11 protein-coding genes are annotated in these 12,294 nt (G+C 63.7%); 9 read left to right on the top strand and 2 right to left on the bottom strand.

The genetic code is table 11. The features are described from left to right. Positions 1-38: 38 nt before the first annotated feature. Positions 39-998: a quinone oxidoreductase gene (locus L979_RS09065; RefSeq protein ID WP_047691883.1), complete on the bottom strand. Its 960-nt coding sequence runs from the start codon at positions 996-998 to the stop codon at positions 39-41. Positions 999-1,163: 165 nt separating this feature from the next. Between L979_RS09065 and argC the strand changes: the two genes are divergently transcribed. The 7 genes from argC to L979_RS09100 all read left to right on the top strand — a co-directional run bounded on the left by argC (position 1,164) and on the right by L979_RS09100 (position 9,021). Continuing rightward, entirely contained in the window at positions 1,164-2,216 is a 1,053-nt protein-coding gene (gene argC, locus L979_RS09070; protein ID WP_047691884.1) for an N-acetyl-gamma-glutamyl-phosphate reductase, read from the top strand. 38 nt (positions 2,217-2,254) lie between these two features. After that, positions 2,255-3,436, top strand: a complete 1,182-nt coding sequence (gene argJ, locus L979_RS09075) for a bifunctional glutamate N-acetyltransferase/amino-acid acetyltransferase ArgJ (RefSeq protein WP_047691896.1) — start codon at positions 2,255-2,257, stop codon at positions 3,434-3,436. A 58-nt stretch (positions 3,437-3,494) separates the two neighbouring features. Next, the gene (gene argB, locus L979_RS09080) at positions 3,495-4,514 is read left to right on the top strand and encodes an acetylglutamate kinase (RefSeq protein ID WP_081994192.1); all 1,020 of its coding nucleotides are present in this window, start codon (positions 3,495-3,497) and stop codon (positions 4,512-4,514) included. Beyond that, on the top strand, positions 4,511-5,800 hold the full coding sequence (locus L979_RS09085; protein WP_052209726.1) for an acetylornithine transaminase: 1,290 nt from the start codon (positions 4,511-4,513) through the stop codon (positions 5,798-5,800). Before argB ends, L979_RS09085 begins: the two co-directional genes overlap by 4 nt. A 111-nt stretch (positions 5,801-5,911) precedes the next feature. Continuing rightward, on the top strand, positions 5,912-6,871 hold the full coding sequence (gene argF, locus L979_RS09090; RefSeq protein WP_047691886.1) for an ornithine carbamoyltransferase: 960 nt from the start codon (positions 5,912-5,914) through the stop codon (positions 6,869-6,871). Beyond that, the gene (locus tag L979_RS09095) at positions 6,868-7,371 is read left to right on the top strand and encodes an arginine repressor (RefSeq protein ID WP_047691888.1); all 504 of its coding nucleotides are present in this window, start codon (positions 6,868-6,870) and stop codon (positions 7,369-7,371) included. The genes argF and L979_RS09095 overlap by 4 nt, the downstream gene beginning before the upstream one ends. 144 nt (positions 7,372-7,515) lie before the next feature. Further along, the gene (locus L979_RS09100) at positions 7,516-9,021 is read left to right on the top strand and encodes a long-chain fatty acid--CoA ligase (protein ID WP_047691902.1); all 1,506 of its coding nucleotides are present in this window, start codon (positions 7,516-7,518) and stop codon (positions 9,019-9,021) included. Positions 9,022-9,025: 4 nt separating this feature from the next. Here the strand turns inward: L979_RS09100 and L979_RS09105 are convergent, their stop codons facing one another. Next, on the bottom strand, positions 9,026-9,427 hold the full coding sequence (locus L979_RS09105) for an ankyrin repeat domain-containing protein (RefSeq protein WP_047691890.1): 402 nt from the start codon (positions 9,425-9,427) through the stop codon (positions 9,026-9,028). A 76-nt stretch (positions 9,428-9,503) separates the two neighbouring features. Here L979_RS09105 and L979_RS09110 point away from each other — a divergent pair, with 76 nt between their 5' ends. Next, a complete protein-coding gene (locus L979_RS09110) occupies positions 9,504-11,021 on the top strand; it encodes a long-chain fatty acid--CoA ligase (RefSeq protein ID WP_047691892.1) in 1,518 nt (505 codons plus the stop codon). 63 nt (positions 11,022-11,084) lie between these two features. Further along, on the top strand, positions 11,085-12,294 hold a 1,210-nt coding region (locus L979_RS09115; RefSeq protein ID WP_047691894.1), incomplete at its 3' end, for an argininosuccinate synthase.

Below are 12,294 nucleotides of genomic sequence, written 5' to 3' on the forward strand. Positions count from 1 at the left end.
TGAGGCCCCGGCGCGCTCTCACAAGAACACCAAGGACATCACGGGGTGAGCAGCAGCTTGCCCTGCGTTGCCCGTGACTCCAAATCCGCGTGTGCTGATGCGGCATCCTCCAGCGTGTAATTTCCACCCACGCGGACTGTGAGTCCCGATTCAATGGCCTGGAACATCTCCTGGGCGCGCCACTGCAGTTCCTCCGGGGTGCGCAGGTAGGCGTTGAGGGACGGCCTGGTCACATAGAGCGATCCCATGGCGTTGAGGCGCTGGAGATCGAACGGCGGAACCTGGCCGGAGGCGCCACCAAAGACCACCACGGTCCCGCGGGTCTTGGTGGCCGCCAAGGATTCGTCAAAAGTGGATTTGCCCACGGAGTCGTAGACCACGTCCGCCCCCATGCTGTCGGTCAGATCCAGCACTGCGTCTACGAATCCGTCGTACGGAAGAACATGGTCGGCTCCCAGTGACCGCGCGGTCTCCGCCTTGTTCTGGCTGGAGGTCAGTCCGATCACCGTGGCGCCCAACTGTTTCATGTACTGAATGGCCAGACCGCCCACACCACCCGCAGCAGCGGTGATGACCGCAGTGGTTTCTGGGCCCACGGCGTAGGTGGAACGGGTGAGGTAATGCGCGGTGAAACCTTGAAGGGGTAGGGCACCGGCGTCGTCATCGCTGATGGAATCTGGCACCACAACGGCTTGCTCGGCGTTGACCAGGAAGTATTCGGCGTAGGTGCCCACACCTTGGGAGGTCATCACACGCTGACCGGGGGAGAGCTGGGTGACACCGTCGCCAACGGCCTCCACCACTCCGGAGCCTTCTGAGCCCAGAAGGAAGGGGAGTTCGACGTCGTAAATCCCCTCGCGCTGGTAGGTCTCGATGAAATTGACCCCGGTGCGTGCCGTGCGCACCAGGACCTGACCGGGGCCTGGGGTGGGGGTGTCCACGTCATCCACGGTCAGGACTTCCGGGCCACCGTGTTTGTGGATTCGGACGGCTCGCATGGGACTGTCTCCTCACTCTGGGTAGCGCTGGTCACGCCCGACCTGCCCGAGCGAAGAGCTCTGCAGCGGTCATATGACGTGTGTCACGAGCCTATCGCCGCAGCGTCACGAACGCAGTTGTATAAATATAGACACGACTGCATAAATTTGCGTAAAGTGGTGCGCATGACGTTTTCCGTAGCTGTTTCCGGCGCCACGGGCTACGCAGGCGGCGAGGTCCTGCGGCTGTTGGCCCATCACCCACAGCTCCAGATCGGAGCTGTGGCAGCCCACTCCAATGCAGGCCAACGGTTGGGGGATCTGCAACCGCACCTGCACGCGTTCGCCGATCGAGTGTTGGTGGATTCCACCGTGGAGTCGCTGGCCGGACACGACGTCGTGTTCCTGGCACTTCCGCACGGACGCTCCGGAGAGATCGCGGCGCAACTGCCTGAAGGCACCATCGTGATCGACGCTGCAGCAGATCACCGCCTGGAATCATCCGAGGCCTGGGAGCAGTTCTACGGTTCCGCTCATGCGGGGACGTGGCCGTACGGTCTGCCGGAGATGATTGTGGACCCGCACGGCACCCGGCAGCGCTCGCGGTTGGAGGGCCAGTCGCGGATTGCGGTGCCTGGCTGTTACCCCACCGGATCGCAGCTGGCACTGGCACCGGCCGTTGCAGCCGGTGCAGTGGAGACCACGGACATTGTGATTGTGGCCGCCTCCGGAACATCAGGGGCAGGCAAGGCTCTCAAGCCGCACCTGCTGGGGGCTGAAGTCATGGGGAACATGACCGCCTACGGCGTGGGTGGCCTCCACCGTCACACCCCGGAGATCGAACAGGGACTGGGCTGGGTGGCCGGTGGCCGCGAGGTCACCGTCTCCTTCACCCCCACGTTGGCGCCCATGCCCCGCGGCATTTTGACGACGGCGACCGCCAAACTGACCGGCACCATGGCAGCCACCGCCGTACGGGATTTCTACGTGGACACCTACGCCCAGGAGCCGTTCGTCCACGTGCTGCCTGAGGGGCAGATGCCCACCACCCAGGCGGTGCTGGGATCCAATCACGTGCAATTGCAGGTGGTTGCTGATGAACGGGCCGGCCGCCTGATTGTGGTGGCAGCTCTGGACAATCTGACCAAGGGCACCGCCGGTGGTGCCATTCAGTCCATGAACATCGCCTTGGGTCTGCCGGAGCAGACAGGCCTGACACAACAGGGAGTGGCCCCGTGAACGATTCCATGCACCCGTCCCAGAACCCCGGTGGCGGCATGTCCGTGGTGACCGACCGCGGTGTGACTGCCGCATCGGGATTCCGGGCTTCTGGGATCACGGCGGGATTCAAGCCTTCCGGCAAACCGGACTTTGCCTTGGTGGTCAACGACGGCCCTCAGACCGCCGTGGGGGCGGTGTTCACCACCAACCGTGTGGCCGCAGCCCCCGTGCACTGGTCCCGGCAGGTGGTTGCCGATGGCACTACCCGTGCCGTGGTCCTCAACTCCGGTGGCGCCAACGCGTGCACCGGCCCGCAAGGTTTCCAGACCTCGCACACCACCGCAGAGCTGGTGGGTGCGGCTCTGGAAATCGGTGCCGGGGACGTGGTGGTCTGCTCCACCGGGTTGATCGGTGAACAGCTGCCGCTGGGGACCGTCCGGGGCGGCATTGACCCCGTGGTTGCAGCCCTTGCTGAGGACGACGCTGCCGGTCTGTCTGCTGCCACTGCCATCATGACCACGGACACGGTGCCCAAGCAGGCTGCCTACGTGAGCCCGGAGGGGTGGAGTGTGGGCGGCATGGCCAAGGGCGCGGGCATGTTGGCACCGGGTCTGGCCACCATGTTGGTGGTCATCACCACGGATGCCCAGATGCCCTCGTCAGTGCTGCAGCGCTGCCTGGAAGAGGCGTGTTCGCGCACCTTTGATCGCGCGGACTCGGATGGCTGCATGTCCACCAATGACACCGTGGTCCTCATGGGCTCCGGCGCCTCCGGCGTGGCAGCAGATGAACCCGAGTTCCTGCAAGCCCTGACTGCCGTGTGCCACAGCCTGGCCACACAACTGATCCACGACGCCGAAGGCGCCAGTCACGACGTCGTGATCACCACCTACAACGCTGTCAGTGAGGACGACGCCGCTGAGGTGTCCCGCTCCGTGGCCCGCTCCAATCTGTTCAAAACTGCCATTTTCGGCAATGACCCCAACTGGGGGCGTGTGCTCTCCGCCGTGGGCACCACCCAGGCGGTGTTCGACCCTGATGAGCTGGATGTGACCATCAACGGAGTGACCGTGTGTCGTGACGGCATGATCGGGGATTCGCGCGACGGCGTGGATCTGGCATCCACTCGCCAGGTTGAGGTGCTGATTGACCTCAAGGTGGGGTCCCATGAAGCCACCATCTGGACCAATGACCTCACCCATGACTACGTGGAAGAAAACAGCGCGTACTCCACCTGAGGCGCGTTCTTCACACGAGCTGTGTTCAACCACCCGTAGGAACTACTCGGAGACCCACATGACATCGCCTTATTCCCGGTTCGAGACCGCCAAGGTCAAAGCCGGCGTGCTCATGGAAGCCCTGCCGTGGATCACACGATTCAGCGGCAGCGTCATGGTGTTCAAGTACGGCGGCAACGCCATGGTCTCGGATGAATTGCGTCGCGCATTCGCCGCGGACATGGTCTTCCTGCGCTCAGTGGGCATCCAACCCGTCGTTGTACACGGGGGCGGCCCCCAGATCAACGCGATGTTGGAGCGATTGGGGATCGAATCGGAGTTCCGTGGTGGCCTCCGGGTGACCTCCCGGGAAGCCATTGATGCCATCCGCATGGTGCTCACCGGTCAGGTCCAACGGGAACTGGTGTATCTGATCAACTCCACCGGGCCGTATGCGGTGGGGCTCTCCGGGGAGGATGCTTCCTTGTTCAACGCCGTGCGCCGCGGGACCGTGGTGGACGGCCAGGAAGTGGACCTGGGGCACGTGGGGGAAGTGGTGTCCGTGAATCCGGAGCCGCTGCGCCAGCTGATTGCCAATGGCAACATCCCGGTGATCTCCTCGATCGCACCGGAGGTTGATGCCCACGGCAACGTGACCGGGGAAGTGCTCAACATCAACGCAGACACTGCCGCGGCTGCCGTGGCAGTCGCCTTGCAGGCGGAGAAGTTCGTGGCCCTCACGGACGTGGCGGGGCTCTACGCCAACTGGCCGGACCGGGACTCCCTGATTGATTCCCTCACCGCTTCCGAGCTGCGTGAACTCCTGCCGTCCCTGCAGTCCGGGATGATCCCCAAGATGGAGGCTGCCTTGGCGGCAGTGGACGGCGGGGTGGGGCGGGCCACCATTGTGGATGGCCGTGAAGCCCATTCCGTACTCCTGGAGATCTTCACGGACCGTGGTATCGGTACAGAGGTCCGTCCCGACGGTGCCTTGCCCGCCCAACCACCTGCCGTTCTGGCTCCCAAGCTGGAAACACCTGTGGCGGACACCGCCGCCCTGCAGATCATCGACCCGGACTTTCGAGGAAAGACATCATGACCGCGGAACCCTCCAACGGCTCGCCCATCTCCACCCAGGACCACCTGTTGCAGCAGTACCGTGACCACCTGCTGGGTGTTTTTGGTGCGCCCCAGGCAGTTCTGGTCCGCGGTGAGGGCGCGCGAGTGTGGGATGCCGATGGTCACGAACTACTGGACCTGTTGGGCGGCATTGCGGTCAACGTGTTGGGCCATGCCCATCCTCAGTGGGCGGAGGCGGTTGCAGACCAGGCCCAGACGCTGGGGCACATCTCCAACCTCTTCACCTCACCCCAGCAGATCGAACTGGCAGATGCGCTGTTGAAGATCTGCGGTGCACCGGCTGGTACACACGTGTTCTTTGCCAACTCCGGAGCTGAGGCCAATGAGGCTGCCTTCAAGCTGGCTCGGCGCAACGGACACCAGAAAGCGGGGGAGGACGGAGCCCGCACCAAGATCGTGGCGGTGGATGGTTCATTCCACGGGCGCACCATGGGGGCCTTGGCCCTGACCGCCAAGAAGGCGTACCGGCAACCCTTTGAGCCGTTGCCGGGCGGTGTGGTGCACATTGCGCCCACGCTGGAAGCCTTGGAAGAGGTCATGGACAACACCGTGTCCGCGCTGGTGGTGGAACCCATCCGCGGTGAACAGGGTGTGCACGCACTACCTGAGGGCTGGCTCCAACGTGCGCGTGAGTTGACCCGTCAGCACGGCGCCCTGCTGATCCTAGACGAAGTCCAAACGGGCATTGGGCGCACCGGCCAGTGGCTGGCCTTCCCTGATCAGCTCAACCCCGGCGAGCTCCCGAATGCCATCACCTTGGCCAAGGGCCTGGGTGGTGGATTCCCCATCGGCGCCATGATCACCCTGGGGCAGGAGGTCTCTGACCTGCTCACTGCCGGCCAGCACGGAACCACGTTCGGCGGCAACCCTCTGGCCACTGCGGCTGGTCTGGCCACGTTGCGGATCATCCAAGAACAGGATCTGATGGCGAATGTTCGCTCTGTTTCCAAGGTGATTGCCGATGGTTTGGGTCAGCTGGATGACGTCGCGGAAGTTCGAAGCCACGGCTTCCTGATCGGCTTCGATCTGGTGGACATCCGTGACGAGCACTCAAAAACCACGGCCCCGTTGGGTGCGGCCGTGGTGGCGGCTGCCCGCGCCCAGGGATTCATTGTCAACAGCACTGGTGGAGCCACCCTTCGACTGGCTCCACCGCTGATCCTCACGGAAGAGCAAGCAGAGTCCTTCCTGACCCAGCTGCCAAAGATCGTGGCCCGAGCTCGTACAGCCGTGAACCAGGCCTGACAGTCACCAACCGGGCCTGAGTCACGAACCGGGCCTGAGTCGCCAACCCGGCTTGAGTCAGAGACCCAAGGCACCAAACACCCCCAGACTTCCACCATCAGGAGACACCTTATGTTGCGGCATTTCCTCCGGGACACCGATCTCACACCAGCAGAGCAGGCCGAGGTCCTTGACCTGGCAGCAGTACTCAAGGCCGACCGCTGGATCCACAAGCCGTTGGCCGGTCCTCAGACGGCCACCGTGATCTTTGACAAGACCTCAACCCGTACCCGGTTCTCCTTTGCCGCGGGCATTGCTGATCTGGGCGGTCAGCCATTGATTGTGAACCCCGGGGAGGCGCAGATGGGAGTCAAGGAGTCCATCTTTGACACGGCCAAGGTGCTCTCTCGCATGGTCTCCGTGATCGTGTGGCGGACCTTTGCCCAATCCGGTGTGGATGAGATGGCACAACATGCAACGGTCCCGGTGATCAATGCGCTCTCGGACGAGTACCACCCCTGTCAGATCCTGGCAGACCTGCAGACCATCCGTGAGCACAAGGGCACCACGCAGGGGTTGACCTTCGCCTACTTGGGGGATGCCGCCAACAACATGGCCAACTCTTATCTCCTGGGCATGGCCACGGCAGGAATGAACGTTCGCATTGCCGGGCCAGAGGGTTACCTACCGGATGCCGCCGTCGTTGATGCCGCCCGGCAGCGGGCCCAGGAAACCGGGGCGGAGATTCTGGTGACCACCGATCCTGCCGAGGCATTGGCCGGTGCAGATGTGGTCTGCACCGACACCTGGGTGTCCATGGGACAGGAGTCTGAGAAGGCGGACCGGGCTGAGGTGTTCAAGGTCTACACGGTGGATCAGGCAGCCATGGACCAGGCTGCACAGGACGCCATTTTCCTGCACTGTCTGCCGGCCTACCGGGGATCAGAGGTCACCGCGGAGGTGATCGACGGCCCCCAGTCCGTGGTGTTCGATGAAGCCGAGAACCGACTGCATGCCCAGAAAGCCTTGATGGTGTGGTTGTTGGCCCGCTCCGGGCGCTACGACCTGGAATCCGGGGCAGTGCGATCATGACCATTCCCGCCACAAAAACAGCACGCCAGGCGCGCATCGTGGCATTGGTGACGGCAGGATCCGTGCGCTCTCAGGCTGAACTGGCCGAGCTGCTGGGGCAGGACGGACTGCAGGTCACCCAGGCCACTCTCTCCCGTGACCTGGTGGAACTGGGAGCCGTGCGCGTACGGGACGCATCCGGGACACTGGTGTACGCCGTACCGCAACCTGGCTCCAGCGACGTCGTGGTGGGTGGGGAGAAGATTGCCGAGGCTTTGGACAGCAGACTGGCTGCCCTGTGCAAGGAACTGCTGATCACCGCGGAGGCCTCCGCGAATCTGGTGATGTTGCGGACCCCACCGGGGGCCGCCCAGTATTTCGCCTCGGTGATCGACCAATCCACCATGCACCAGGTGTTGGGCACCATTGCGGGGGACGACACCATCATGGTGGTCACCCGCGACCCCAAGGGCGGCCAGGACCTGGCGGAGCATTTCCTGGCGCTGACCTCCCGGGACTGATCACACCTTGGGTGGTGGGGCACCGGGCCCCAGCACGGCGGTGACCGTGTGTGATCCAATAAGGATTCGGGTCAATGGGGGAACGTCGTCACATGGTGTGTCCCAGGCCCGGGTATCCAGTGCTCCGCAACCTGAGGAATGACCGTGACGAACCTGGCCACACTGCTGACAAGTTCCGCCGAACGGCATCCCCAGAACATTGCTGTGCGCAGCGACTCCCAGCAGATCACCTACCAGCAGCTGGATCATCTGGCGGATGCCATGCATGCCCGTCTCAAAGCGGTGGGTGTTCAGCCGGGTGATCGGGTGGCCCTGATCTCCCCAAACGTCGCGGCTATGCCCGTTGCCTACTACGGGGTGCTCAAGGCTGGAGCCGTGGTGGTTCCGCTGAACCCCTTGCTGACGGGACGTGAGCTGGAGGGGCTGTTCCGTGACGCCCAGGTCAGTGCCGTGTTGGTGTTCCAGGTGATGGCCGATCACGTGCGGGAGGTGGTGGCCACCATGGACGAGTCCATTGAGGTCATCACGCTGGATGCTGCCACGGTGGACACTGATCAGGTGGCCGAAGGTGCCCGCTCTGATGCGCCGGAGATGGTCCAGCGCGTGGGTGACGACCTTGCGGTTCTGCTCTACACCTCCGGGACCACCGGCACCCCCAAGGGGGCCATGCTCACGCACCACAACCTGAGCTCCAACGCCTGGATGACCACGCGCATGTTCGATTACCGCTCCCAGGACGTGTTCCTGGGGGCCCTTCCGTTCTTCCACGTGTTCGGCCAGACCGTGGTGCTCAACGCGGTGATTGCGGTGGGTGCATGCGTCAGCGCCGTCGCCGCCTTCCAGCCCCGCTCCGTGCTCAAGCAGATTCAGGCCCACGGCGTCACACGGTTTGTGGGGGTGCCCTCCATGTTCGTGGCCGTCAACAGCCTGAAGCGCGCAGAACGGGCGAGCTATCCCACCCTGGTCAATGCCATTTCCGGTGGTGCCTCCATGCCCGTGGAAGTGCTCAAGGAATTCGAATCCTTGTTCGGCGTGACGGTGTATGAAGGCTACGGGTTGTCCGAAACCTCCCCGGTGGTCTGCTTCAACCACCCCGTCAATGACCGCGTGCCCGGCTCCATCGGCACGGCCTGCGATGGCGCTGACGTCCGCATTTTCAACGACGACGGCCAAGAGGTTCCCCGCGGCGAGATCGGGGAGATCGTGGTGCGTGGGCAGTTTGTGATGGCCGGGTACTGGAACCTCCCGGAGATCACCGCAAAGTCATTCAGCGGGGAGTTCTTCCGCACCGGGGATGTGGGCCGCCAGGATCAGACGGACCGGTTCTTCATCGTGGACCGCAAGAAGGACATGATCCTGCACAACGGCTACAACGTGTACCCGCGCGAGATCGAGGAAATCCTCTACGAAAACCCTGCCGTCCATGAGGCTGCCGTGGTGGGGCAGGGGGACATCACCGTGGGACAGGACGTGGTCGCGTGCATCGTGCTCAACGACGGCGCGGACGCCGATTCCGTGGTGACTGAACTGCGCCACGCAGCGCGTGAGGGCCTGGCCGTCTACAAGCGACCCAAGCACTACCGGGTCATGGAATCGCTGCCCAAGGGCCCCACGGGCAAGATCCTCAAGCGGGAGATCGTGCTGGACTGAGCCGTCAGTCGTTGGCTTCGAGCAGTTCCAGCACCGCAGTGCGGCCGAACTCGCGAGCCACGGCCTGGGCGTGTTGGTGGCCGGTGTCCTGACGGGCGCCGGCCTCCAACAGCATCTGGGTGATGGCCTGGTTGCCGCGGAACACGGCACAGATCAGGGCCGTGAAGCCCATGTCTGACACTCGTTCCGTGTCTGCACCGCGCTCCAGCAGGGCAGCCACCGTCTCCGGATGTTCGTGGTAGGACGCCAGGTTCAACAGGGTGTCGCCCTTGCTGTTGGTCAGGTTCACGGGAACGCCTTGGTCCACGGCTGAGGCCAGGTACTGGGTGCGGCCATCACGGGCGGCGTCGAACATGGACTGCAGGACTTCGAGTTCTTGGGGGCTGAGCTCTGGGGGTTGGGTCATGACTCCATTGTGTCTGACCTGTACTGCGGATTTAGACTGTGGCGCACATCACTCGTTCGGCTGCAAGGAGTACCCCGTGACCAATCTGGCAACCCTGCTGACCACCTCCGCTGGAACGCATGCCGACCGGGTGATGGTCAAACTCGACGACGCCCAGCTGACCTACGCCCAGGTGCATCACCTGAGTGCGTGTTTTGCTGGTCAGCTGCGCAGAGCAGGGGTTTCTGATGGTGATCGGGTGGCCATCATCCTGCCGAACGTGCCGCACGTTCCCGTGATCTACAACGCGATCCTGCGCCTGGGTGCAATTGTGGTGCCGCTGAATCCACTGCTCACGGAGCGTGAAGTCGCCTATCACCTTGAAGATTCGCAGGCGGTTGCCGTCGTCGTGTGGGAAGCCATGGCAGTCACCGCTGAGGCAGCCGCCGGGGACCGCACGGTCATCACGCTGGAGGCGGGGTCTCTCCAGGGCATGGGGGAACAAGAGCCTGCGCAGGACGTGGCGGACAAGGACGAGGACGACGTCGCCGTGCTGCTCTACACCTCCGGGACCACGGGGCGCCCCAAGGGTGCCATGCTGACCCATCGCAACATGCGCACCAATGCGGAACTGGTGGTGGAGCTGTTCAGCATCACCCCGGAGGACGTCTTGTTCGGTGGGCTGCCGTTCTTCCACGTGTTCGGTCAGACCGTGGCCATGAATGCTGTGGCGGCGGCCGGTGCCTCAGTCACGTTGCTGGGCCGGTTTGAGCCCGTCAAGGCTGTGGATGTTCTGAAGCGCGACGCCGTGACCCTGGTGGCCGCCGTGCCCTCCATGCACATCGCCATGGTGCAGGAAGCGGTCAAGCGCAAGGCTGAGGAGTTTCCACACATCCGTGGTCTCATCTCCGGGGGCTCCCCGCTCCCGGTGGAGGTGCTGCGGCGGGCGGAGAAGGTGTTCGATGCCGTGGTGCTGGAAGGTTACGGGCTTTCCGAGACCTCACCTGTGGTCTGCTTCAACCAGTTCGGTGGACCCCGTGCGGCAGGTTCCATCGGCACGCCCGTGCGCGGTGCCGACCTGCGGGTGGTGGATGCCATGGGTGAGGAGGTCCCCCATGGGGAAGTCGGAGAAATCGCCATCTCCGGGCAGTACGTCATGGCCGGCTACTGGCGCAAGGAGGAAGCCACGGCCCAGGCCATTCGGGACGGCTGGTTCCATTCCGGGGACTTGGGCCGTCAGGACGACGACGGCTTGTTCTACATCGTGGACCGTATGAAGGACATGATCATTCGGGGTGGTTACAACGTGTATCCGCGCGAGGTCGAGGAAGTCATCTTTGAGTTCCAGGGTGTCTCCGAATGTGCGGTGATCGGTGTCCCGGATGATCGCCTGGGGCAGGAGGTGGCCGCCGTCGTCGCCTTTGGGGAGCAACCCGAAGATCCAGGTGCGGTGATCACGCAACTGGATGAGCATGTCCGAGCCCAACTGGCCAATTACAAGGTGCCGCGTGTGTGGCAGATTGTGGAGGCGCTGCCCAAGGGCCCCACTGGCAAGATCCTCAAGCGCACCATCGAGGTGGGGGAGGACGCCGTCCGAACCGGCAGCAATGCATAAATACACTGTGGCGTGTATAGTCATGCATGAACGTCGAGCGAACTGACATCAAGGAGAACTTTCGTGACCGAGCGCGTTGTACTCGCCTACTCAGGCGGACTGGACACCTCTGTGGCCATCGGCTGGATCGGTGAAGCCACCGGTGCAGAGGTCATCGCCTGTGCTGTGGACGTCGGACAGGGTGGCGAGGACCTGGAATCCATCCGCCAGCGCGCTCTGGACTGCGGTGCCGTGGAGGCAGTGGTCGCGGATGCTCGCGACGAGTTCGCCAACGATTACTGCATGCCCGCCCTGAAGGCCAACGGCCTCTACATGGACTCCTACCCGCTGGTCTCTGCGGTCTCCCGTCCGGTGATCGTCAAGCACCTGGTGGACGCCGCCAAGAAGTTCGGGGCCACCACCGTGGCCCACGGTTGCACCGGCAAGGGCAACGACCAAGTGCGTTTTGAGGTCGGCATCCAGACCCTGGGCCCGGACCTGAAGTGCATTGCCCCGGTCCGTGACCTGGCTCTGACCCGCGAAAAGGCCATCGATTACGCCGAGCGCAACGACCTTCCCATTGCCACCACCAAGAAGAACCCGTTCTCCATCGACCAGAACGTGTGGGGCCGCGCCATTGAGACCGGCTTCTTGGAGGACATCTGGAACGCCCCCACGAAGGACGTCTACGACTACACGGACGATCCCGCCTTTGCCCCTGCACCGGATGAAGTGGTGCTCACCTTCTCCCAGGGCATCCCCGTGGCCATCGACGGTCGCCCGGTGACCCCGCTGGAGGCCATCCAGGAGATGAACCGCCGCGCCGGCGCCCAGGGTGTTGGCCGTATCGACATCGTGGAAGACCGCTTGGTGGGCATCAAGTCCCGCGAAATCTACGAGGCCCCCGGTGCCATGGCTCTGATTGCAGCCCACCAGGAGCTGGAGAACGTGACCATCGAGCGCGAGCAGGCCCGCTTCAAGAAGACCGTGGGCCAGCGCTGGACCGAACTGGTGTACGACGGCCAGTGGTTCTCCCCGCTGAAGAAGTCCCTGGATGTGTTCCTGGACGACACCCAGCGTTACGTCAACGGCGACATCCGCATGACCCTGCACGCGGGCAAAGCCACCGTGACCGGGCGCCGTTCGGAGACCTCGCTCTACGACTTCAACCTGGCCACGTACGACGAAGGCGATTCCTTCGACCAGTCCCAGGCCCGCGGGTTCATCGAACTGTTCGGCATGTCCTCCAAGGTCGCCTCCGCCCGCGACCAGCGCCTGGCTGCCGACGGTCACT

Origin of the sequence: Kocuria sp. ZOR0020, assembly GCF_000800955.1 — a bacterium.
Taxonomy (GTDB): domain Bacteria; phylum Actinomycetota; class Actinomycetes; order Actinomycetales; family Micrococcaceae; genus Kocuria; species Kocuria subflava.